This is a genomic window from Pseudomonas sp. MPFS, assembly GCF_022537035.1.
In the GTDB taxonomy this organism is placed as follows: Bacteria; Pseudomonadota; Gammaproteobacteria; order Pseudomonadales; family Pseudomonadaceae; genus Aquipseudomonas; species Aquipseudomonas sessilinigenes.
Genome location: NZ_CP066123.1, coordinates 3,215,837 through 3,239,110, shown reverse-complemented (window position 1 = coordinate 3,239,110; position 23,274 = coordinate 3,215,837). Strand labels below are relative to the sequence as shown.

The following is a 23,274-nucleotide window of genomic DNA, read 5'->3' as shown; positions in this document are numbered from 1 at the left end:
TGTGCCTGATCCTGCAAATGAGCACAGAAGCGGATCTATCTACGGATAAGATCTGCGGGTCAGCTCAACAGGTCGTGATCAGCCATGAACACCAGCGCGCTCAAGGAAATTACCCAGCTCATCGCCCGCCATGCCGTCGCTGAAGGGGCCAGCAGTACGGCCAACCCCAGTCTGGAAGTGGCGCGCCATACCACGCGCCAGACAGCGATCAGGTGCCCACAATCGCCGTTCTTTGGCATGGTGGTGCAAGGCCGCATGAGCATTCAGCTAGGGGAAACGATTCGGCACTTCGCCCAGGGCGACTATCTGTTCGTGTCATTCAGCGTCCCTGTGGCCTTCCACATCATCGAGGCCAGCGAAGACCAACCCTGCCTCGGGTTTGGCATGGCGATCACCCCGGAGCGCCTGCAAGAGGTGCTCGCCCGCATGGACATTCCGCCACATCCGGCGACCACCCATGAGGCCTGCAGCGTAGTAGTGGATCGATTGAACCCTGAGCTGCTCGACGCGACGCTGCGCCTGCTGCGTCTGCTGGATGCTCCTGGCGATATCCAACCCCTGGCGCCCCTGATCGAGCAAGAGATCATCTACCGGCTCTTGTCCAGTCCCTACGGCTGTCGCTTGCTGCAACTGGCAGTGGCAGACAGCTCCACCAATGGCATCACCAAAGCCATCGACTGGCTGCGCAAGCACTACGTGCAACCCTTGCGCATACCGGAGCTGGCCGACCAGGCAGGAATGAGCGAATCCTCGCTGCATCACCACTTCAAGGCCATTACCGGCCTTACCCCAATGCAGTATCAAAAACAGTTCCGGCTGCACGAAGCGCGGCGGCTGATACAGATAGAACGCCATAACATCGGTAATGCAGGTTTTGCCGTTGGTTACCAGAGTCGCTCGCAGTTCACCCGTGAATACAGTCGATTCTATGGGGTGTCGCCATTGCAGCATCTCAAAGACCGCGAGGCATGACCGGGCTTCCCGACAATACCGCACTCGCTCTGCAGCGGTGGCCGGGCTGCCCGAGCATCAAGGCCGGTTGAGCGCAGGTTGCGCCAACCGGCTTTGGAGCAGCGCTACACGTCGTCGGTGGTTGCCGTCCGCACGTGCTCCATGCTGCTCTGGCCATGCTGGATCAACTGGTGACCAGACAGCTTGCGCAGGCCAACATAGAACACTGGCGTCAGGAACAGACCGAACAGCGTGACGCCAATCATCCCGGCAAGCACCGTAATGCCAGTCACTGAGCGGACTTCCGCGCCGGCACCGTGGGAAAACACCAGTGGGATGGTACCGGCGATAAAGGCAACCGAGGTCATCACGATCGGCCGCAGGCGCAGGCGGCACGCCTCCAGGGCCGCCTCGACGATCTCCCGCCCCTGGAACTCCAGCTCCCGGGCGAACTCGACGATCAGGATCGCGTTCTTGCAGGCCAGCCCCATCAGCACCACAAGCCCGACCTGCACGAATGTATTGTTGTCACCGCCGAGCAACTTCACGCCGAACAATGCCGAGAGCACGCACATCGGCACGATCAGGATCACTGCCAGCGGCAAGGTCCAGGACTCGTACAGCGCAGCAAGCACCAGGAAGGCCAGGAGAATCGCTACCGGGAACACGACCAACGCAGCCTTGCCTTGGGTGGACTCCTGGAAGCTCATGTCGCTCCACTCGAAGTCAAAACCATTGGGTAGTACCTTCCTGGCGACCTCGGAGATCTTCTCCATCGCCTGGGCCGAAGACAACCGCCCGGGATCGGCTTCGCCCGAGAAGTCCGCCGCCGGATAGCCGTTGTAGCGCAGCACCGGGTCGGGTCCGTAGGTCTGGCTGACCTTCACCATCGAAGCGATCGGCACCATTGCCCCCTGCTCGTTACGTGTCTTCAGGTTGCCGATATCCTCGACGCGCTTGCGGTAGTCGCCCTCGGCCTGGGCGTATACGCGCCAGGTACGACCGAACAAGTTGAAGTCGTTGACATAGCTGGAGCCCAGGTACACCTGCAGCGTCTGGAACAGGTCTGCCAGCGCCACGCCCTGGGTCTTGGCCTTGACGCGATCGACCTCGACATCGATCTGCGGCACGTTGGACTGATAACCCGAGAACGGAAAGCCCATGCCCGCTTCCTTCATCAGCGCCCCTTGCAGCGCCCCGGTGGCTTGTTGCAAGGCGCCATAACCCTCGCCGGAGCGGTCCTGGATGAACAGCGAGTATCCCGCCCCGGTGCCCAGGCCAAGGATGGGCGGCGGGTTGATCACGAAAGCCATGCCCTCCTGTACGCCATTCATCTTGGCCTGGATGTCGCCCATGATTTGCTTGGCGCTGCGTTGGCGCTCGTTGAAAGGCTTGAGGATCACGTAGGCCACCGCATAGTTCGGTGTGTTGGTCTGCTGGATCGGGTTGAAACCGGCAAATGTGAGTACATGGGCGACACCATCGATGGCCAGCGCCGCTCGTCCCAGTTCATTGATAACCGCATCCGAGCGGGTGATCGAGCTGCCCTCGGGGAGCTTCGCGATTCCGACCAGGTAGAGCTTGTCCTGGGTCGGGATAAAGCCCCGGGGCACGTTATCGAACAACAGGCCCGTACCCGCCAATAACAGTCCATAAACCGCGAACGCCGCACCGCGCTGCCTGAGGATACGTGCCACGGCCCCTTGATACTTGTTCGAACTGGCGTCGAAAAAACGATTGAACGGTGCGAACAGCCACCCGAAGGCCCGGTCGATACCCCGTGAGAGCGCATCCTTGGGGGCATCGTGCCCCTGCAGCAGCCTGGCCGCGAGCGCCGGTGACAGCGTCAGCGAGTTGATCGCGGAGATCACCGTGGAAATGGCAATCGTCACGGCGAACTGCTTATAGAAAGTCCCGGTGACACCGCTCAGGAATGCCATGGGTATGAATACCGCGCACAGGACCAGGGCGATCGCGACTATCGGCCCGGAGACCTCCTTCATCGCCTGGTGTGCGGCAGCCAGCGGCGTGAGCCCTTCGGCGATATTGCGCTCGACGTTCTCGACCACAACGATCGCGTCGTCGACCACGATGCCAATGGCCAGCACGAGGCCGAACAAGGTCAACGTATTGATCGAGAACCCCAGCACATGCAACACCGCGAACGTACCCACCACTGACACCGGCACGGCTATGAGCGGAATGATCGAGGCTCGCCAGGTCTGCAGGAACAGGATCACCACCAGCACCACCAGTACGATGGCCTCGGCCAGGGTCTTGACCACGGCGTCGATGGCCTCGCGTACGAAAATCGTCGCATCGTAGTCCGATCGGTAGTCCATGCCGGGAGGAAAGCTTTTCTTCAACTCCTCCATCTTGGCGATCACGTTGTTACGCACGTCCAGCAGATTGGCCCCCGGCGCCTGGAACACCCCGATCACCGGGGCCTCCTGGCCATCGAGCCGGGTGCGTAGGGTGTAGTCGCTGGCGCCGAGTTCGATACGCGAGACATCGGCCAGGCGTACGATCTCACCGTTCGAACCACTCTTGAGCACAATGTTGCCGAACTCATCGGGGGTGCGCAGGCGTCCCTGGGCATTGATCGCAATCAGGAAGTCACTGCCCCCGCGGACCGGTTCGGCACCGAGCTGGCCGGCCGAAACCTGCAGGTTCTGATCCTGTATCGCACGTAGGACATCGCCTGCGGTCATGTTTCGCGAAGCGACCTTATCTGGATCGAGCCAGACACGCATCGCGTAATCGCCGCTACCGAAGAAACGCACCTGGCCAACGCCCGGTATACGGGCGAGCTGGTCCTTGATCTTGATGTTGGCGTAGTTGCGCAGGTACAGGCCGTCGTAGCGTCCATCCGGAGCAACCGGGGTGATCATCAGGGCGAAGCTGGGTGACTGCTTTTGCGTGGTCACGCCAAGGGCGACCACTTGCGCAGGCAAGCGCGGTTGAGCCTGGGCCACCCGATTCTGCACGTCCACCTGGGCCTTGTTGGGATCGGTGCCGGGTTCGAAGGTGATCGTCATCATCAAAACACCATCGGAGCCGGCCACCGACTTCATGTACATCATGTTCTCGACGCCATTGATCTGCTCTTCCAATGGCACCGCCACAGTCTCGGCGATCACCTTGGGGTTGGCACCGGGATAGGTGGCGGTGACGACCACCGTCGGCGGCACCACCTCGGGATACTCACTGACCGGTAGCAGGGGAATGGCGATGAGCCCCACCAGGGAAATGACGATGGAGAGCACCGCTGCGAAGATGGGTCGATCGATGAAAAACCTGGAAAAATTCATGGGCTGTCGTCCTCACTTCGCCGTGATCGAAGCGGGGGCGCCCATGGCCACCGTGCTGGCATCCACCGGTGCGCCGGGGAAGAAGATCTTTTGCAGGCCGGCGACGATGACCTTGTCCTCTGCTGTAAGCCCGGCCTGCACGATGCGCAGGCCGTCAGCAAAACCACCTAGGGTGACGTCCTTGCGCACGGCCTCGTTTTTCGTCCCCACTACATAGACGTACTTGCGATCCTGGTCAGTGAGGATTGCCTTGTCGTCGATCAGCATTGCGTTGAATTCAGCGCCGGCCTCAAGTTGCACCCGGGCATACAGCCCTGGAGTCAACAGACGCTCGGCATTGGGCACCACCGCGCGCAAAGTGATGGTGCCCGTGCCCGCGTCGACCTGGTTGTTGACGAAGTCCAGCACGCCGACGTGGGGAAAACCCGTCTCATTGGCAAGGCCGATACGCACCGGGTTGGCCGAGTTGCGTCGCTGGCCGGTGCGGGCCAGCGCCATGTAGCGCAGGTAGCTCTGCTCGTCCGGCTGGAAGTAGATATAGACCGGGTCCTGGGAGACCACGCTGGTCAATAGGCTCAGATCAGCCTGGACCAGGTTGCCGACCGTGAGCATGGCCCGGCCGACTCTCCCGGCGATGGGCGAGCGAACCTCGGTGAAGCCCAGGTCGAGCTGCGCCCTGGCCAATGCCGCCTCTGCTGCGCGTACATCCGCGGCGCCCTGGGTGGAGGCCGCGCGGCGGGTGTCGAACAACTCGCGTGAAATCGCATTGGCGGCCACCAGCACCTGGGCACGCTGCTCTTGCACCCGGGCAAGCTCTGCCGTTGCACGGGCTCGAGCGAGCTGTGCCAGCGCGTTGTCATAGGAGGCCTTGTACGGCCGCGGGTCGATCCCATAGAGCAGATCGCCAGGCTTGACCTCGTCACCCTCCTTGAACGCGATGCGCTCCACATACCCGCTGACCCGCGCCCGCACCTCGACCGCATCGGTGGCGGCGATGCGCCCACTGAACTCGTCCCACTGCCGCACCGGCTTCACCACGACCTGGGCCGCACTGACCTGGGCCGCCGCGGGGGCTAACGCTTGGCTGTTATCGTCGCTGCAGCCGGCAAGTGCAGCAGTGATGGAGGCGATGATAGCCAGGGAAGACCCCGGCCCCAATGAGATCCAATATCGCTTTAGCTCAGGCACAACCATCTCCTTTGATTGATTTCAGAGTGCATCTCGCCATGCGTTGGCTCAGCAGACTCAAGGTCTCTGCGAGGCGCACACGGGCGTTGAAATCGAAAGAGGGAATGAAAAATAAGTTGCACAGGACGCAACTTGCACGATCCGAAAGCCTGGCTGCTGGCTTCAGCTGGCCTGCTTTGACTTCCGGCATGTGCACGATGCCATCCAGGTCCTGGAGGGCGTTACATTGATCCCACGAGAGCCGTGCCTGATCCTGCAAGCGGATGCAGGCGCACAGTGGATACCCGGCTTAGCGCCAATGGCGCGGGACGGACGAAGGCAAGGCGTCATTCAGCGCGTTGAGTGCCGCCTGGTAGGCCTGGATCAAGGCCGAAAAGGTGGTCCTGGCCACCAACGCTTATTCGCGCGAGCTTCCCGGGCCGGATGGGCTCAGGGAGCGCCAATATCCGCTCTGGACCTATCAAGTCGTCACCGAACCCTTGAGTGACGAGCAATGGCAAGAGATTGGCTGGCGACAACGCGAGGCCTTCGGTGACAACCGGCAGATGCTGCACTACTTCAGGCCGACGACCGATGGGCGGATCGTCATGGCGGCGGTGATGTGTTGCCCCGTAAGGGCCTGGCCCGGGAAGAAACGCCCTCGCCCGCGACCTGGCAGCACTGCGAAGCCCACCTGAAGTGGATCTACCCGCAATTGGCGAACACCCGGATCGACTATCGCTGGGGAGGACCGGTGTCGGTGAACCTGGACATGGTGCCCGAGATCAGTTTCATCGGCGATGAGCGCATCATCTACTCGGGTGGCTGTTTCGGGCACGGCGTGGCCCTGACCCACCTCAATGGCCGCACCATCGCCGACCTGCTCAGCGGGCGCAAAACCGAATTGAGCGAGTTCTGGATCGTCAACCGCAAGTCGTTGCCGATGAACAGCGACACCTTGTCATTCTCGGGTGGCAAGGCCGCGCGCCAGGCCCTCAAGGCCTGGGATTGGTGGGAGGAACGCCGTCTCGAAGCCTGACCGTATGGCGGGTGAGGATTGACGGCGCCGAGGCGATCTTGATAATGCGACCAAATAGTCTCATTATTTTCAAGATCGCCATGACTCATGACCGTACCGCCTGACTACAGGGACTACGCCGCGAACAGGTTCTGTTGGCGGCCATCCATATAGCAGGGAAACGTCATGGCGTGCATCGGACGCTATCTGTTTACCCTCAACCCCAATCACATTCAGGCCTGCAATATCATGCTCAACGACACCGCTTCAAAATGCCCTTCTACGATGGGCTTTTTTTTGCAAAATAATGAGACGGAGTACTCCGTTAATTTAATGAAAACCCTTTTCAAGGGCGGTCGCCTGTTGTTGCTGGTGGCCGGCGCCTTGCTGGTCAGCGGGTGCAGCAGCCCGCCCGTGATGCGCTCAGGCCAGGCCTTGAGCTACCAGGGCCTGCAAAAGACCGGCGAACGCGGCATGGGCATTACCCCCAATGCCGCTCACCACGGCCAGTACGTCCAGGTGCTGGTCAAGCCGATACAGATAACCCCCGCGGCCGCCAGGGACATCTCGCCTGGGGTCTGGCTTGAAGTGGACAGGGCGCTGCAACAACGCCTGGAGGCCGAATTGAGCCGTCACTTCATGCTCTCCCCGCGCGCCAATGGCAGCAACACGCTGGTGGTCAAGGTACGAGTGATGCGGATTGCCGAAGCCTGGCCGGTGCTCAATGCCCTGGCCACGCCACTGCTGGGACCGGTGAAGAACGGCGGGCTGTCAATCGAAGTCGAGGCGCTCGATGCCCGTACCGGCCGCCAGGAGGCCCTGCTGTTGTTGGCCGACGACGCCGGCTTCTTCGACATCCTCGATAGCTACCAGCGCGCGGCCCATGCCAAGACCCTGGCACAGGAGTTCGCCACTGAAACCGCGACGTTCCTGGCCCCACTGGGACATGCCAGGCGATGAAACAACGCCTGCGAGACCCGTCGCACGCCACTGCAGTCATTGAAGAAGAGAGATGAGCATGTCTGGAAACCCATTGGGCTTCAGGAAAAAACTTGGCCTGTCGTTACTGGCGGTGGTGTTGCTTTACTGGATTGCCCTGCCTATCTTGCCGTTCCTCGATATTCCCCAAAAGACCCTGGTGATCTCTGTATTGGCAATAGGCGGCGAGTTGCTGACCCTGCTGGTGATCGCCATTCTCGGCCAGGAATACTGGGCACAGATCAAGCAATGGTGCAGGCAGCAGTTTGAGTGGGCCATGCGCAAATTCAAACGTGGTGAGTGAGAACATGACACAGGCAAGTGCCCTGAGCGCACGTGAGGTCTGCCAGCGGTTGCGCGATGCTGCCCTTGGCATCCACCTATTGCAACGAATCGAGGTGGCAAATGCCGGCGACCAGGTCCTGGTGGACATCGCCGGCTGGTGCCTACTCCTGGACCTCGATGGCCCACGCCTGCTGCACTGCCTGTGCTGCACCACGGTCGAAGGACGGCAATGGCGGCTCGATAACCGCCAGCGCTTCGGTACAGACCCGGTCAGTTTGCTCAGCACCTGGGAGCTGGCCCGGATCGAGCAACTGCTCGGCACTACAGTTTGAGCCTCGCGCCGACGCCTGCCGGGGCGCGCCAGCGAACTACAGGCAGTCCTGGGCGGTTCGCTCGAAAGCCGATGGAGTAAAGCTCGAGGCCAGCAAATGGCGCTCGTAGAGGAATACCTTGCCACCACCCTGTGCCTTGTAGGCTTCCAGCACGTTATTGGCCGCTACTTTGCTGACGACCACGATCCGATAGCTGCGCTGGGTCTGGGAGACCACCGGGACCAGTGCCTGCTCCTTCAGTTTTGGCACCACACAATCGGCATATTCGGTGGGAGTCTTCTTGGTCTGCATGACCAGTGTCGGATCGTTCGGTGCCGAAGCACAGCCGGCCAGCATCAGGGAAACAAGGGTCAAGGCAGCAACGGGTGAAGCACGCATCGGTGAAATCCTGGAATAAAATCTGGTTCGTTGCGCAACGGTTCGGCGTCACGGCGCTGCCGTTGCGTTCATTAATGGACTCCAGAAGCCGACTCTTTGGCCAGCCTCTGCGACGGCGCGCATTTTCCACTGTCGGTCGGCAAATCAGAATATGCGTTTTTTGATTGTTACTATCACTTGAACCGATAGTTGTGCCGCGTGCAGACTGCCAGGCAGTCCGATTACAACTAAAAAAGGAATTGCTCGTGCGAACTTTCGACCTTATCCGTGACGCTGTCCTGCCAGAATTTCGTGAGCGGGTAGCCGATTACCTGATCGACTATGAAACCGCCCTGGCCGACCCGGCCACCGACCCGCAGGTACGCCGTGAAGTGGCCTATCAGTTGCGCGGCTATCTTCGCGGGTTGAACACCACACGGGTACTGGGCATGGCGGATTGGGAAGAACTCGACCGCCGGGTGATGGCCTCATGGCTGGCCCCGCAATGAGCGGCGCCAGGCCATAGCCGGATCGAAGCCTAGGACTTGCTCGCCGCAAGGTAGCCGGCCAAGCGCTGCGCCATTTGCGCACCAAGGGCCTGGAGCCCGCTCATGGGCCGCACCATCACCTCGAACTCGACGATCTTGCCCCGCTCATCGAAGCGAATCATATCGATGCCCTTGATCTGCCTGTCGCCTACCCTGGCGCTGAACTCCAGCACCACATTCAGGCCATCGGCCGTGGCCAGTTCGCGGTGATAGGCGAAATCCTCGAAGACCTCGAGCACAGTCCCCAGGATGGTCGCCACCACCGGGGCCCCGGGATAGGCCGTATGGGCCATCGGTGAGCGAAACACTACAGCGGCATCCAACAGTTCAGGCAAGTCGCCAAGATTCCGCCGCTCGATCATCGCGTGCCAGCGCTGCAGGGAAACTTGGGCCTTGGGGTGCAGTTTCAATTCCGACATCGGGTTCTCCTCTCAAGCATCGGTGATGCTACTCAGGTTCCGTCGCCCAGCTTGCCTGGGGACGGCGTAGTGGCTCAGTTGCCAGGCCGGCAACCGCGCGCTGCGACCCAGGGCTGACGCAACACGGTCGCCACCTCCTCGGCCCAGATTCCATAAGCCAGAGCCCCAGGATGAAAACCATCCACGGCCAGCATGTCGTCGTGCAGTGGTAGCTCGCCGGCCACCAGGGTTACCCCGGGCTGCGCTTGGCTCCACTGGCCAAGCAACTGGTTGAAGCGTCGCGCCCTGCTCCCCAGGTACCAGCGCAAAGGTTGCGGCAGGGAAGCAAAGGCATGCATCGGTGGCACGCAGGACAGCAAGACCCGGGGGGCTGCGAACTTTTTGCGCAGCAACGCCACCAAGCGAGCCACACAGCTCATCCAAGCCCTGGCACCGATACCGCCGGTGACATCATTGACACCGACGCAAACCAGTACGGCGTCGAAATCCTCGGTATCGCTGTCTTCGATTCTTTGCAGCAAGGCCGGGGTATCGAGCCCGGATTGGGCAAGCAGGCGCCAAGACAGGGTGAAGTGCCTGGACAGGCGCGCTGCCAATTGGCCAGACAGGGCGTCGGCCTGGTGCGTCACCCCCACTCCGGCGGCGGCCGAATCCCCCATGATCAACAACCGCAGCAAGGGGCCGGCACCACAGGCGCCGGACCGTTCGCCAGCAGGTTCTGCAAGCCGTGGAGTGACCCTGCGCACATAGCGCCCCTGGGCCAGCAGCAACGGCGCCAGGAGCAATCCGGACAGGCTTTGCAACATGATTGACGAGCCCCATGCAAGAGATGGGATGCAGGCTAAGGTGCAATCTTATCAGCGTCAAGATTAATCACCGTGGTAGGATTTCGCGCTTTGCAGGCCCCTTCAGGCCATACCGGCGAACTTCCCATGACCAAGAACTCCCCACGCTCGCGCGACTCCTACCACGTGGGCAACCTGGCACCGCAGCTCCTGGCTGCCGCCCGGGCAATGCTGGAGGAAGTGGGACCGACCCGGCTTTCATTAAGAGCGGTTTCCGAGCGCGTGGGCGTCAGTGCCACTGCCGCCTATCATCACTACGCCAATCGTGCCCAGCTGGTCGGCAGCCTCGCAGCCGAAGGGTTTCGTGAATTGGCAGCGGTACTGGTGTTCAACGACAGCACCGTCGACGGTACGCAGAAACTGCGCAACGCCTGCCTGAGCTACTTCGGTTTCGCTCGACGTAATCCGGCGCTATACCAATTGATGTTCGGCCCCGAGTTCGCCACCGGCGAAATGCTCCCCGAGCTGTCCATCGCCCGAGAACAGGCCTTCGGCGAGTTGCGGCGCATCATCGCCGAGTTACTGCACCTGCAGGTGGACGAGCCACAGGTGCGGCGAGCGGCCCTCGCCGGCTGGTCCTACACTCACGGCCTGGCCTCCCTGGTTATCCAGGGTGTCCTGGATTTCCCTGAAGGCACCACCGATGAACGCTTCGTGGACAGCACCCTGCAAGGTTTCCAGCAGTTGTTTCAGGCCGGTCACCCGGGTTGAACCCATCGGGTGGCGATGAAGGTGCTCCTGGAACCAACGTCTGGAACGCGACTTGAGTGGCGGTTTTCCTCATCCAATCGCTGATTGGCGTTGAAGCCATCGACTATTTCTGCACAATGCGTGCATTTCACAACTGACACGAGGTCCACTGATGCTCTTGACCCCTCAAGACGAACGACTCATCAAGGCGCTGGCCCAGGCCATCGTCGACCGTCCGCGGGCGACCCTCAAGGAGCTGGCGGAACTCGCCGGAGTGAGCAAGGCCACCCTGCACCGCTTCTGCGGCACGCGCGACAAGCTGCTGCAGATGATGGAAGACCACGGCCAAGGCGTACTCAATCGCATCATCGATAGCACCGACCTGCAACATGACGAGCCCGTAGCCGCCCTGCGCTCGTTGGTCAGCGAGCACCTGGCCCATCGCGAAATGCTGGTGTTCCTGCTGTTCCAGTACCGCCCCGACACCATGCTCAACGACGGCGAAGACGAACGCTGGCAGTTCTATACCGATGCCCTGGACGCGTTCTTCCTGCGAGGCCAGCAGTTGGGAGTGTTCCGCATCGATATCACCGCCCAGGTCTTCACCGAGTTGTTCCTCACCCTGATCTTCGGCATTGTCGATGCCGAGCGCCGTGGCCGCGCGGCCAGCGCCAATTCGGCCAATGTGGTGGAACAGATGTTCCTCCATGGCGCCATTGCCACCACCAAGCCTGCCTGACGGGCTGTCCTCCCCCATTCCAGTGCATTGCCGGCACACAAAAAAGCCCCGCGGTCCGAAGGCCGACGGGGCAAATTGGCTGGTTGCGGCCAACCAAAGGAGCTGGACCGGCACATCCATCCGTGCCTTGACCTATGGCAGAGCAACGCGGCCAGGGCACTTCGTGCTGTTTGGGCTTGGGAGGGTGTCAGCGCCGTCCCTGCACACGGATTACCGATGAAATATCCGGAAAAGTCCGAACTGGCGACAAGATACTTCGCAGCCGCCAATGAGTCAATATTGACTCAATTGATCCACTTGTAACCTTGTATGCCGGCGCAGTCCTGCTCCTTTTCCTGTCAATCCAACTCCCTGCCAGCCGTTTCAGGTGCCAACTTCAACCCCGCCAGGGACAGCACGATAGCGGCGAACATGTACCAGGCCGGGGCATTCGGACTGCCAGTGAGGCTGACCAGTGCGGCAGCGAACAACTGGGTGAACCCTCCAAAGACCGCCACGCCGATGCAGTAGGCGATGGACATTCCACTGACCCTGATCCGGGCCGGAAACAATTCAGGCAAGAGCGCCATGTTAGGGACGATGGTGTAGGTCAAGGGGATGCTCAGCACTGTCACGATCGCCAGCAGCATCAGGATATTCGGATACAGATTGACCAACAGGAACGCCGGGTAGATGGCGATCAGCAGGATGGGCAGTGGCCAGAAGATCGACTTGCGTCGCCCGATGCGGTCACTCAACCGCCCCGCATGGGCGGACAGCAGCAACGGTGGCAGGCAAGCGAAGATAGCCGCCCAGGTCGCCACAGCCAGGGGCATGTGCAAGACACTGATCGCATGGTTCGCCAGGTAGAACTGAATGGTATAGATAGGCACGGTGGCACCGGTCACGAGCAGCACTCCGGCCACTATCTGCCGCGGGTGGCGCAACAGCAGCTTGAGTTGGCGTTCGTCCTCCGGCTCCTGGCGTACCAATTTGCGGTGCACTTCGGTCTCCGGCAGCCGGTGGCGGATGTACTCGCTGATGGGAATCGCCAGGATGCCGACGGCAAATACCAGTCGCCAGCCCCAGCTATCCATGGCCTCGGCGCTCAACAGACTGCTCAGGCTCATCACCAGCACCCCGCCGAAGGCGATGCCCAGGCTTTGGCTGAACGTCTGCCAACTGCAGTAGTAGCCCCGGGAATCCTTGTCCGCATATTCCATCAGCATCGTCGTGGAGCTACCAATCTGCCCGCCTACAGCAAACCCCTGGACCAGACGTGCCAGGATGATCACCGCAGGCCCAAGCAGCCCGGCCTGGGCGTAGGTAGGGGCCAGGGTGAACAACAGCGAGCCGCTCGCCATCAACCACAAGGTCAGGCGCAACGCCGCCTTGCGCCCCACACGGTCGGCGTACAGGCCGATCAGCAAACCGCCTAGCGGACGCATGACGAAGCCGGTGCCAAACACCGCCAGCGACAGCATCAGGGGAATCAGCGAGTGATCGCCAAAGGGAAAGAACAGCCGGGCCATCAGCGTTGCCAGCATGCTGTAGACCAGGAAATCGTAGAACTCCAGGGCATTGCCCAGGCAGATCGCGGCAATCGCCCGGTGATGCTTGGGCCGGGGCGACTCAGTTGCCGCATCGAGCAGGGTCGTGGTCGTTGTTTTTGTTGTTGTCATCAACGGTTCCTCTCAGGCGTTCGATTCAGGCCAGAAAACGCTCGGCCAGGCGTACCCAGAAGCTGGCGCCCAGGGGCAAGATCCGATCGTTGAAGTCATATTCCGGGTGATGCACTTCGCAACTGCCCGCGCCGTCGCCATTGCCGATCAACAGGTAGCAGCCGGGCACACGCTCCAGCCAGTAGGCAAAGTCATCGCTGGCACAAATCGGTTGCAGGCCCTGCACCAATGCGTTTTCGCCAAGCCAGTCGCGAATCACCCCGGCGGCCAGCGAACTGGCCTGCTGGTCGTTGACCAGGACCGGATACCCCTCACCGAAGATCACCCGTACCTTGGCGCCGAAGCTGCCGGCGTGCAGTTCGGCCAGGCTCTGGATGCGCGCCCGGAGCATCTGCCGGACCTCAGGTCGCAAGGCCCGCACGCTCAGGCGCAACTCGGCCTGCTGGGGGATGACGTTGGCGGCATCGCCCGCCAGGAATGCACCAACGGTCACGATGGCCATGTCACTGGGCGGTACATTGCGCGACACCAGGCTTTGCAGGGCCATGACCAGTGAGGAACCGATCACCACCGGGTCCACGCTCTTGTGCGGCATGGCACCATGACCGCCAACACCTTCGATGAGAATGACGATGTTGTCGGTAGAGGCCATGCATGGACCGGCCAACACCCCGAACTGGCCAACCGGCATGCCTGGCGAATTGTGCAGCGCGAAAACCCCATCGCAGGGAAACAGCTCGAAGACGTTCTCCTCCAGCATGCGCTTGGCGCCAGAGCCTCCATGTCCTTCCTCTGCCGGTTGGAAGAACAGATGCAGGGTGCCGCGCCAGCAGCGATTGCGAGCCAGCTCACAAGCAGCGGCCAGGAGCATCGCGATGTGCCCATCATGCCCGCAGGCATGCATCTTGCCGGGTGTGCGGCTGCGCCATGGATGTTCGCCCTGCTCGGTTATCGGCAACGCATCGAGCTCTGCCCGCAGCCCCAGGCTAGGGCCATGGCCATTGTGCAAGCTAGCCACCACGGCGGTCTCGGCCAGTTCCAGATGGACCTCATAGCCCCACTTGCGTAGAAGCTCGACCACCCGCTCACGGGTAAGGAACTCTTCATATCCCAGCTCCGGCTGGGCATGCAGCGCCCGTCGCAACTCGATCATTGCCGGAGTGATTTCAGCGATTCCGGGACTTATACAGGTTTCATACATGGTGTCGTGTCCTGAAGGTCTATGTGACGTGCCGCGCATGGACCGACCCCGGTCCATTGACCTAACCTAGCGCCGGAAAATGCCTGGCATAAGCCGCAAAAACGTTGTCGTGACAACCGTTGGTATTCAGGAGCCCCCAGTGAAACTCCATCAGTTGCAGGCCTTGGTGGCCGTTGCCGAGGGCGGCGGAATCCGCGCCGCTGCCCGCCGCCTGGGGGTGTCCCAGGCGGCAGTGACCCGAGCCCTGCGGGAACTGGAAGAAGAACAGGGCTTGGCCCTGCTGGTCCGCCATACCGGTGGGGCCCGTTTGACCCCGGCTGGTAAGATCCTGCTGCCACACGCCACGCAGATCGCCAGCCAGCTGCAAAAAGCCCAGGCCGACTTGGCCAGCCTACGAGGAGAAACGCCCTCGCGACTGTGCGTAGGGGTGACCCCCTGGCTGGGCCAGACCGTACTCGCCAGCACGGTCCAGGCCTTTCGCCAGGCGCTGCCCAAGGTCCAGCTGGAGGTCTATGAAGGCCTGCTGGCCGTCAGTCTGCCGCTGCTGCGCAATGGCTTGATGCACTTGGCCCTGGGGCCAGCCGCCCCCTTGCCCCCCCAGGAGTTCGTGCACATGCCCCTGGCACGCTACCGGATGAAGGTCCTGGCGGTGCATGAGCACCCGCGATGCTCGGCGCGCTCGCTGGCCGAGTTGCTGGAGAATGACTGGGTGATCAACTTCAGCCAGTCCAGCCAAGCGCCACTCATGCACCAGTTGTTCGAACGCCACGGCTTGCACATAGACCCCGGGCGCATCGTCTGTGCCCAGTCCAGTGCCATGCTCAGCAGCCTGATCGCCGATGCCGGGATGCTCGGCTACTCCCCCGAACCCATGATGCTCTGTCCTCCCCTGCAGGGCAGGGTTCGGGCGTTGACCCTCGAGCAACCCCTCGAGGAGAGCGAAGCCAGCGTGATTCACCTGCGTGACCAGCCCCTGGATTCGGCCGCCCAGTGTTTCGTCCAGTGCCTGCAGGACACGTTGAAGGCCTGCAATCGCTCCCACCGCGAGGCGCACCGACAGTTGGCCAGGATGCTCAGCCTGCAGTTTTGAACCGCCGGGCCACGGATGGCATGATGCAAGCCTTGCGCAGCGACCGCCCCGAACGGCCCTGCCCTTGTAACCCCCTCGAACAAGAGAGCCCCATGGCAAACCAAGATATTTCCTTCCTGCCCGATCCGGACGCCGACTCCATTTCCTCCGACGTCGCAGGCTTCGGCGGCCTGCTGGTCTCCACCCAGATCCCGACCCATGCCGACGGCAGCCTGGAACTGGGCGACATCACCCTGCAAAGCGAGTGCACCCTGCAAGCGCTGAAGGTCGCGCTGGAGCGCGCCGGTAGCTCCATGGACCGGGTCCTGCACCTGACCATCTACCTCACCGACATGGCCGATCGCGCAGCCTTCAACGAGGTCTACCAGCGTTTCTTCGCCAAGCCCTGGCCAGTTCGCGCGGCCGTTGGCGTAGCGGCGCTGGCAGTGCCGGGAATGCGCGTGGAAGTCACCGCGATGGCCGCCAAGGCCTGATGCCAAGCGGCTGCGCCCAGTGCGCAGCCGCCGCCGGGCAGCACACGGGTGCCGGGCAAGCATTTCGCCGCTACAATGCGCGCCTTGACCCTGATAAGCCTGATTAAAAAAACATGTCCTTGCCCAAACATCACCTCGAACTGCTCAGCCCTGCCCGCGATGTCGGCATCGCCCGCGAAGCCATCCTGCATGGCGCCGACGCGGTGTACATCGGTGGCCCGAGCTTCGGCGCCCGCCACAACGCCAGTAACGAGGTGAGCGATATCGCTCAGCTGGTGGAATTCGCCCGTCGCTATCACGCCCGGGTATTCACCACCCTCAACACCATCCTCCACGACAATGAGTTGGAGCCGGCGCGCAAACTGATCCATCAGTTGTACGACGCCGGTGTCGATGCGCTGATCGTCCAGGACCTGGGGGTGATGGAGCTGGACATTCCGCCCATCGAACTGCACGCCAGCACCCAGACCGATATTCGCACCCTGGAGCGGGCCAAGTTCCTCGACCAGGCCGGCTTCTCCCAGCTGGTACTGGCTCGTGAGCTGAATCTCAAGGAAATCAGCGCCATCGCCGCCGAGACCGACGCGGCCATCGAATTCTTCATCCACGGCGCCCTGTGCGTGGCCTTCTCCGGCCAGTGCAACATTTCCCATGCCCAGACCGGTCGCAGCGCCAACCGCGGCGACTGCTCCCAGGCCTGCCGCCTGCCCTACACCCTGAAGGATGAGCACGGTGGCGTGATTGCCTACGAAAAGCACCTGCTGTCGATGAAGGACAACAACCAGAGCGCCAACATCCGCGCCCTGGTCGAGGCCGGGGTGCGCTCGTTCAAGATCGAGGGTCGCTATAAGGACATGGGGTATGTGAAAAACATCACCGCCTACTACCGCCAGCGCCTGGACGACGTACTGGAAGACCGCCCGGACCTGGCTCGCGCGTCCAGCGGCCGCACCGCGCACTTCTTCGTTCCCGACCCGGACAAGACCTTCCACCGTGGCAGCACCGACTACTTCGTCAGCGAGCGCAAGATCGACATCGGCGCGTTCGACTCACCAACCTTCACCGGATTGCCGGTGGGCGTGGTGGAAAAGGTCGGCAAGCGCGACCTGCAGGTGGTGACCTTCGAGCCATTGTCCAACGGCGACGGCCTCAACTTGCTGGTCAAGCGCGAGGTGGTGGGCTTTCGCGCCAACATCGCCGAAGCCCGCGGCGAGTTCGAGGAAGACGGTGAAAAGCGCTATCGCTATCGCGTCGAGCCCAACGAAATGCCCGAGGGCCTGCATCGCCTGCGCCCCAACCATCCGCTGAGCCGCAACCTGGACCACAACTGGCAGCAGGCCCTGACCCGTACCTCCGCCGAACGCCGTATCGGCCTGGCCTGGCAGGCCCGGCTGCGCGAGGAGCGACTGGAGCTGAGCGCCACCAGTGAAGAAGGCATCGGCATCAGCGTCGCCCTGGACGGCCCCTTTGGCGTGGCCAACAAGCCGGAGCAGGCCCTGGAGCAATTGCGCGACCTGCTGGGCCAGCTGGGCACTACCTGCTACCACGCCACCGACGTCAAGCTGGACGCCCCCCAGGCGTACTTCATCCCCAACTCCCAGCTCAAGGCCCTGCGCCGGGAAGCCATCGAAGCCCTGGACGCCGCACGGATCGCCGCCCATCCACGGGGCTCGCGCAAAGCCGAAAGCAACCCGCCGCCGGTCTACCCCGAGTCGCACCTGTCGTTCCTGGCCAACGTCTACAACCAGAAGGCCCGAGACTTCTACCATCGCCATGGCGTGCAGTTGATCGACGCCGCCTTCGAGGCCCACGAGGAACACGGCGAAGTGCCGGTGATGATCACCAAGCATTGCCTGCGCTTCTCCTTCAACCTGTGCCCCAAGCAGGCCAAGGGCGTGACCGGGGTACGTACCAAGGTGGCCCCGATGCAGCTGGTGCACGGTGACGAGGTGCTGACCCTGAAGTTCGACTGCAAGCCTTGCGAAATGCACGTGGTGGGCAAGATCAAGGGCCATATCCTCGATTTGCCGCTGCCCGGCAGCAGTGCAGACTCGGTGGTGGGCCATATCAGCCCCGAAGACCTGCTCAAGACCATTCACCGCGCACCGCATTGAGTGGCTGGCGGGCGCCGCGCAATGCCGTCGCGCCCGCTGCAGATTCCAATCCAGGCCACCAGCCTGCACCTGCCAATAGCCCGGCGCTGACAGGCACAACGTTCCGCCTGTTACGCGCCATGCTGGATTTCATTGCACATACGCCCCCTCTTCTACGTACGTAGCGTTTTTTTCTCGGCCAGGGGGGAGTTCCCTGTCAGTCGCCGTGGTCTACTACGCGCCGGTCGATCGGCAAACAGGTATAGTGGCCGACCTCGCTGAGCGACAAGCCGATTCCGGCGCTGGCCGCACTCCGGCCCCCGCTCCTATCAAGACAGAATGGATAACGTGTGTTCGCAAGATTCGTATTCATTGCCCTGCTCCTGACTCTGTCGGCGTGCAGTTCCAAGCCCTCCAACTCCGGGCCCCTCAAGGCTGGCGAGTATCGCGTCCAGCGCGGCGATACCCTGTATTCCATCGCCAGCCGCAACGGCACGAACTGGAAGGAAGTGGCGCGGCTCAACGGTCTCAAGGCGCCCTATACCGTGGAAGTCGGCCAGGTATTGAAGGTGGGCGGTGGCGCCCCCAGAACGACCCGGGTGGCCAGCAGCAAGACACGAACCAGCACCAGCAGGAGCAAGGCCCCACCGCCTGCCCCGCCGATGCCCAAGGTCACTCTCAAAGGCTGGACCTGGCCGCTGCGCGGGGTGCTGATCGGACGCTTCTCGCCTACCGGCAAGCTCAACCAGGGCATCCGCATCGCCACCGCCGAGGGCCAGCCGATCCACGCCAGCCTCGGCGGCAAGGTGGCGTTCGCCGGCTACATGCGCGGCTACGGCAACCTCATGATTCTCCAGCACGGGCCGTCCTACACCAGTACCTATGCCTACAACAGCAAACTGCTGGTCAAGGAAGGCCAGATGGTGATCAAGGGCCAGAAAATCGCCGAAGCCGGGTCCCAGGATACCGACCGCGCCCAGTTGTATTTCGAGATCCGCGCCAATGGCGTGCCGGTCGACCCGATACGCCTGCTACCACCGGGTTGAGCAACACCACCATCAACCCGGCTCACAAAGTGGCGCTGGCGCCAACGAAGCCCTGACCCGGCGCGGCAACAGCGTCAGCAAGGCCAGCAACGCCAGCACGGCACCGATCCACAAAGGTGCCTTGAGCCCATGGCCCGCCTGGATCGCCAGCCCGCCAGCCCAGGCGATGAACGCCAGGCCGGCATTGATCACCGACACATGCACGCTGTTGACCAGGGGTCCGGGATTGGCGGTACGCATGACCCGCACGATCAGGGCCGGGCTCAGGGGCACGCCCACCAGGCCGATGACCAGGAATGCCACGACACTGAACAGCGCCTGCTCGGCGCAGAGCGCGAAGGCCAGCAAGGCCAGGCCCAGCACCAGCAATCCCGAGCTGAGTACGGCGAAGGTGAAGCGATCGGCGAAACGCCCCACCAGGCTGTTGCCGACAAGGTTCATCAGGCCGTACAGCCCCAACAGGATCGGCAGCAGTGTGCCAGGTACCCCGGACACCTCGGTCAAGATCGCCGTGACGTAGGTGAATGCCGCGTAGGCCGCGGCGATCACCAAGCCGCTGCTGGCATAGGCGGCCCATAGCGTGCCGCTGCCCAGGGCCCTGAACTGCTCACCCAGGCCAGCGCCGCTCGACTCTCGCGAAGACGGCACCAGCGCCCTGACGATCACGACGCACACAGCCGTCAGCGCCACCACCAGCCAAAAGCTGGTTCGCCAGCCCAGGTGCTGGTCGATCAGGGTCGCCGCCGGGACCCCAAGTACAGTGGCCAGCATCATGCCGCTGAGCACGATGGATGAGGCCCGGCCCCTGGCCTCCTGCGCCACTGTCTCGGCACAGATCGCCAGCGCCCCGCCGATGCATGCCGAACCCGCCACACCGGTGATGACCCTGGCCAATGCCATGGTGCCGTAGTGACTGGCGCTGGCAGCCACTACGGCGCCCAGCAGGTACAGGGCCAGTTGCCAGAGCAGGGCTTGCCGACTGGGCACCTTCAACCAGAGGAACAAGGCCGTCAGCAAGGGACCGCCCAGGACCATGCCCAAGGCATACAGGGCGATCAGGTAGCCGATTTGCGCCGCGCTGACGCCGAACACCGCCGCCAGGGACGGCATCATGCCAGCGACCATGAACTCGGAAGTGGTCAGGACGAAAATGGTCAGGGCCAACCAGTAGACCGTCCCAGGCATGGACACCTGATCGCGATGGCCTCGTGCGGTCATGACCATCCTCCCCACAGCGGGAGGCGGGAGCTCGATGAAGCTTTCCTGGGATTGGGCATGAGGACTCCTGGCAATACATTCAATTGAATTATTGAATGAAAGACCGATGCTAGTTTCGGCCACGCACTCGGGTCAAGCCCCTTGCCCTCGCCCCCTGCCCAGAAATGGATCTAGCCGGCGTTGAACCTCATGCAGTGAACAGGGCATCTGCGACTCTCGCAGGACTCTTGCAAAACCTCGCTACCGTGCTGGCTTGGCGCCTGCCTGCTGTTGGGCACACCCACGCAAGCAGCCAGAGGTTTACCGGAGTGCGCCAGAACCTTGCGCCAACCGTGCGGGGTGAACTCGGTGCCAATCCCTGTCGGCACTGGGCCGGACCTGTCGCACTGAGTCCCGATAGTTCACTCGCTACCCGTTGCACCGGGCCTGGTGTTCCACTCACAAGAGAGGCCAGCAGGCCCGTTCCTGCGCACCAGGCCAGCCATTGCTCCAGCCTTGGAAGGATGCAGTGCAGCGCTCCTATGCCAAGCCGCTACAGGCCCAGCTGCTCATGCTCCAGGTCGCCTTCCCTGCCCGCCCACCAAGCGGGAATGGGCAACAGCGACTCTGCCACGCCTACTGTCAACAGGTTGTGGCGCAGGTTCCTGAGCCGAACCAGTACCTGGACCCTGGGTTCGACCTGGGTCAAGGCCTGCCAACTCAATTGAACGTACCGACCATGGGTAGCGGCCGAGTAATGGAGCAACGGCTGTATAAATGAATCACCCAGCTCGAAGTAGCTCAGGTAAGCGGATGCGTTATCTGCCAGCACGGCATTCTGCCGGGCATCCCTGGAAGCCTGCATGCGGGTCTCCAACAGCTCTATTGCGGCCGTGCTCTCATACAAGGGCGAGCTCTTGCCACTTAACAGCCATTGATACTTCGAGTTTTCCGTAAACAATGAGTTGGCGATACCGTTTGGGCAGAAGAACAGCTCGATCGCCCTGCTCACCAGGGTTGGCACCACTGCTTGTGTCACTTTGTCCAGGTATTGGTCGCGGGCCTCAAAGTCCTGCCTGCCATAGCTGATGAGTTGTCGGAACTGGGTCTGGATTGCAAAGTGAATCTGGTTCGGTTCATCACAGTTAGCCGCAATGCGCTGGGCCAAACACCATTCGCGTTGGCGAATGTTCCGATCCAGTTCAGTGTCGTCCAGACTCAGGAAGTCGAAGAAGGTCCTGATCGCGGCGAGGCAGGCCTCGGGCTCCCGACAAACCGCCCTGATGGTCTCGCTCGCCCCCTCGCCGTAGAACCACTCCATCAACTCCAGCAACGCCAGGCATTTATCAGCGGCACTTTCAAATGCACTCCGGGAGTAACACGCGCCAGCCGCCCTGTGAAGCTGCCCATACTGGATGTTGGCGGCATTGAGCATGTCCCTTATCACCAGGCGCTCGGTTTCCCCACTCCGGTCGATGGCCTGGTGGATGAACTCATCGATGACCCCCTTGCTCCGATGCTCCAGCCAGCTATCGAAGAACAGCGCAAACTCTCGAAGCGTGAAGGCAGGTACCAGGGTTGCCAGGCTCATCTCGTAGTCGATTTTCTCCGGCCCCGACTGGCTGTCGCGCCGTGCGAGTACGAACGCCTCGAACAGTTGCAAGGAGCGTTGGGCCAACGGCCCCTCTGGATCGAAGCGGCTCGTGGCGAGCGCTGCCTGTCGCTGCTGCTCGCGCTCTTCCTCGTTTGGGCCACCCAGCATGCTGGGTCCGAACGCATTGAAGAGCACTTGGGTGTGCTGGTTAAAATGATCGAGCATCCTGGGCTCCAGCTCACGCAGCAGGGTCTGCAAGACAATCCCGTGCCAGTCCAGATCACCCTCGTTGTGCCGCTCTGCCGCCGCACCGAACACCGACAGGCTGCGACAGATGCGCTTGGCCTGGCGCGGATTGCCGGGAAACCACTGGGCACAGCGCTCGATCGTCGTCGCAGGTAAAAAACCACAGCACGCCTGCAGGTTCTTCATCACCATCTTCTCTGTCTGCTTGGCCGTGGGTGCCGGCAGGGCAAAGGGTACGTCGATGATCTTGTCCAGGAAGTGCTGGGCGGACTCGCCAAAAGCCTCGGAGTAACTGCACAACGCCCGGCTGATCAGCTCATGATCGAACGCCAGGACAAAGACGAACCCAGGCCAGTCGAGCAGCTCCCGCAGGGCCAGGAGCGTTTCCGGCAGAATCTTCGGGTCGGCGCGATCCAGGTCGTCGATGAAGACAATCACCCGGCGCGCACCCAACTGTCTGTGCAACGCCTCCAGGTCCTCTTCCTTGAGTTGCAGCATGCTGCCCAACTTGTCGAACACGACCCCCGATACCTTGGCCGCAGCAGTGATGACCTGACCGTACTCCAGTGAGTCCGGAAGCTGCGCCTGGGCAACCGTATCCGTCGCCTTGGCTGCGATATGGCTGACCTTCTGGCTCAAGCGCCGCAGCCAGGGGCGCAAGGGCTCGGCCAGGCCTTCACCTTGCAGTGCTTGAGTCAACTCCAGGTAGAAGCGGGCCAGGAACCCGTCTTCACCGTTGGTGCGCCAGACGGGAAAGCGGATGACGATATCGCCCTTTTCCTCTGCAATCTGCTGCAGGAAGTTCAGCACGCTGGTCTTGCCGCTGCCCCACTGGCCGTACAGGCCGATGCGCGAGGACCAGTCCGGGGGAGTGGAAGTGATCACGCGATGAATCAGCTTGGCTAACGGCCAGCGGTCCAGAAGATCGTCCTGGCGGTGAGTGAGTGGCGCATCATTTCCACCAGAGACGCTAGCATTCTGGATGGTCGACATTCGTTGCAGTTCCTTATCCTGGTTCCTGGTGCTCATTGCT

Annotated in this window: 22 protein-coding genes; 13 read left to right on the top strand and 9 right to left on the bottom strand. The window is 62.1% G+C overall.

Annotated elements, in window-relative coordinates; translation table 11 throughout:
• The first annotated feature begins 84 nt into the window (after nt 1–84).
• Complete coding sequence (locus tag I9018_RS15020; protein ID WP_241109954.1) at nt 85–972, top strand: AraC family transcriptional regulator; 888 nt, start codon at nt 85–87, stop codon at nt 970–972.
• A gap of 104 nt (nt 973–1,076) precedes the next feature.
• Here the strand turns inward: I9018_RS15020 and I9018_RS15015 are convergent, their stop codons facing one another.
• Both I9018_RS15015 and I9018_RS15010 read right to left on the bottom strand, forming a co-directional pair.
• A complete protein-coding gene (locus I9018_RS15015) occupies nt 1,077–4,262 on the bottom strand; it encodes a multidrug efflux RND transporter permease subunit (RefSeq protein ID WP_241109953.1) in 3,186 nt (1,061 codons plus the stop codon).
• A 12-nt stretch (nt 4,263–4,274) separates the two neighbouring features.
• Nucleotides 4,275–5,450 (bottom strand): efflux RND transporter periplasmic adaptor subunit, encoded by a 1,176-nt coding sequence (locus I9018_RS15010; RefSeq protein WP_241109952.1) that lies wholly within the window; start codon nt 5,448–5,450, stop codon nt 4,275–4,277.
• A gap of 377 nt (nt 5,451–5,827) precedes the next feature.
• Between I9018_RS15010 and I9018_RS32780 the strand changes: the two genes are divergently transcribed.
• The 5 genes from I9018_RS32780 to I9018_RS14990 all read left to right on the top strand — a co-directional run bounded on the left by I9018_RS32780 (nt 5,828) and on the right by I9018_RS14990 (nt 8,042).
• Nucleotides 5,828–6,127, top strand: coding sequence for an FAD-dependent oxidoreductase (locus I9018_RS32780; RefSeq protein WP_346780103.1), 300 nt, complete (start codon nt 5,828–5,830; stop codon nt 6,125–6,127).
• Complete coding sequence (locus I9018_RS15005) at nt 6,052–6,468, top strand: hypothetical protein (protein ID WP_241109951.1); 417 nt, start codon at nt 6,052–6,054, stop codon at nt 6,466–6,468. Before I9018_RS32780 ends, I9018_RS15005 begins: the two co-directional genes overlap by 76 nt.
• Before the next feature lie 312 nt (nt 6,469–6,780).
• Nucleotides 6,781–7,407 carry a DUF3313 family protein gene (locus tag I9018_RS15000; RefSeq protein ID WP_241109950.1) on the top strand — a complete coding sequence of 209 codons (627 nt, stop codon included), beginning with the start codon at nt 6,781–6,783 and terminating at the stop codon, nt 7,405–7,407.
• A gap of 52 nt (nt 7,408–7,459) precedes the next feature.
• Nucleotides 7,460–7,729 (top strand): transporter suffix domain-containing protein, encoded by a 270-nt coding sequence (locus I9018_RS14995; RefSeq protein ID WP_241109949.1) that lies wholly within the window; start codon nt 7,460–7,462, stop codon nt 7,727–7,729.
• Between the two features lie 4 nt (nt 7,730–7,733).
• Entirely contained in the window at nt 7,734–8,042 is a 309-nt protein-coding gene (locus tag I9018_RS14990) for a hypothetical protein (RefSeq protein ID WP_241109948.1), read from the top strand.
• A 36-nt stretch (nt 8,043–8,078) separates the two neighbouring features.
• Here I9018_RS14990 and I9018_RS14985 read toward each other — a convergent pair whose 3' ends face one another.
• On the bottom strand, nt 8,079–8,420 hold the full coding sequence (locus tag I9018_RS14985) for a hypothetical protein (protein ID WP_068576131.1): 342 nt from the start codon (nt 8,418–8,420) through the stop codon (nt 8,079–8,081).
• 245 nt (nt 8,421–8,665) lie between these two features.
• Between I9018_RS14985 and I9018_RS14980 the strand changes: the two genes are divergently transcribed.
• Entirely contained in the window at nt 8,666–8,908 is a 243-nt protein-coding gene (locus tag I9018_RS14980; protein WP_068576129.1) for a hypothetical protein, read from the top strand.
• 29 nt (nt 8,909–8,937) lie between these two features.
• On the opposite strand, the gene I9018_RS14975 is transcribed toward I9018_RS14980, so the two are convergent.
• Complete coding sequence (locus I9018_RS14975; protein ID WP_241109947.1) at nt 8,938–9,366, bottom strand: nuclear transport factor 2 family protein; 429 nt, start codon at nt 9,364–9,366, stop codon at nt 8,938–8,940.
• Between the two features lie 74 nt (nt 9,367–9,440).
• A complete protein-coding gene (locus tag I9018_RS14970; RefSeq protein ID WP_241109946.1) occupies nt 9,441–10,172 on the bottom strand; it encodes an SGNH/GDSL hydrolase family protein in 732 nt (243 codons plus the stop codon).
• Between the two features lie 126 nt (nt 10,173–10,298).
• Between I9018_RS14970 and I9018_RS14965 the strand changes: the two genes are divergently transcribed.
• Together I9018_RS14965 and I9018_RS14960 are read left to right on the top strand one after the other, a co-directional pair.
• On the top strand, nt 10,299–10,922 hold the full coding sequence (locus I9018_RS14965; RefSeq protein ID WP_068576182.1) for a TetR/AcrR family transcriptional regulator: 624 nt from the start codon (nt 10,299–10,301) through the stop codon (nt 10,920–10,922).
• 151 nt (nt 10,923–11,073) lie between these two features.
• Nucleotides 11,074–11,640 carry a transcriptional regulator gene (locus I9018_RS14960; RefSeq protein WP_068576123.1) on the top strand — a complete coding sequence of 189 codons (567 nt, stop codon included), beginning with the start codon at nt 11,074–11,076 and terminating at the stop codon, nt 11,638–11,640.
• 338 nt (nt 11,641–11,978) lie between these two features.
• Here I9018_RS14960 and I9018_RS14955 read toward each other — a convergent pair whose 3' ends face one another.
• Complete coding sequence (locus tag I9018_RS14955; protein WP_241109945.1) at nt 11,979–13,301, bottom strand: MFS transporter; 1,323 nt, start codon at nt 13,299–13,301, stop codon at nt 11,979–11,981.
• 25 nt (nt 13,302–13,326) lie between these two features.
• Nucleotides 13,327–14,502 carry a M20 aminoacylase family protein gene (locus I9018_RS14950; RefSeq protein ID WP_241109944.1) on the bottom strand — a complete coding sequence of 392 codons (1,176 nt, stop codon included), beginning with the start codon at nt 14,500–14,502 and terminating at the stop codon, nt 13,327–13,329.
• Nucleotides 14,503–14,641: 139 nt separating this feature from the next.
• Here I9018_RS14950 and I9018_RS14945 point away from each other — a divergent pair, with 139 nt between their 5' ends.
• From I9018_RS14945 to I9018_RS14930, 4 genes are all read left to right on the top strand, one after another.
• A complete protein-coding gene (locus I9018_RS14945) occupies nt 14,642–15,592 on the top strand; it encodes a LysR family transcriptional regulator (RefSeq protein WP_241109943.1) in 951 nt (316 codons plus the stop codon).
• A 92-nt stretch (nt 15,593–15,684) separates the two neighbouring features.
• Nucleotides 15,685–16,065, top strand: coding sequence for a RidA family protein (locus tag I9018_RS14940; protein ID WP_068576115.1), 381 nt, complete (start codon nt 15,685–15,687; stop codon nt 16,063–16,065).
• 113 nt (nt 16,066–16,178) lie between these two features.
• Nucleotides 16,179–18,179 (top strand): U32 family peptidase, encoded by a 2,001-nt coding sequence (locus tag I9018_RS14935; protein ID WP_241109942.1) that lies wholly within the window; start codon nt 16,179–16,181, stop codon nt 18,177–18,179.
• Nucleotides 18,180–18,508: 329 nt separating this feature from the next.
• The gene (locus I9018_RS14930; protein ID WP_178083966.1) at nt 18,509–19,204 is read left to right on the top strand and encodes a peptidoglycan DD-metalloendopeptidase family protein; all 696 of its coding nucleotides are present in this window, start codon (nt 18,509–18,511) and stop codon (nt 19,202–19,204) included.
• Between the two features lie 12 nt (nt 19,205–19,216).
• Here I9018_RS14930 and I9018_RS14925 read toward each other — a convergent pair whose 3' ends face one another.
• Together I9018_RS14925 and I9018_RS14920 are read right to left on the bottom strand one after the other, a co-directional pair.
• On the bottom strand, nt 19,217–20,389 hold the full coding sequence (locus I9018_RS14925; protein ID WP_124348354.1) for an MFS transporter: 1,173 nt from the start codon (nt 20,387–20,389) through the stop codon (nt 19,217–19,219).
• A 565-nt stretch (nt 20,390–20,954) separates the two neighbouring features.
• Complete coding sequence (locus I9018_RS14920) at nt 20,955–23,234, bottom strand: P-loop NTPase fold protein (protein WP_241109941.1); 2,280 nt, start codon at nt 23,232–23,234, stop codon at nt 20,955–20,957.
• Between the last annotated feature and the right edge of the window lie 40 nt (nt 23,235–23,274).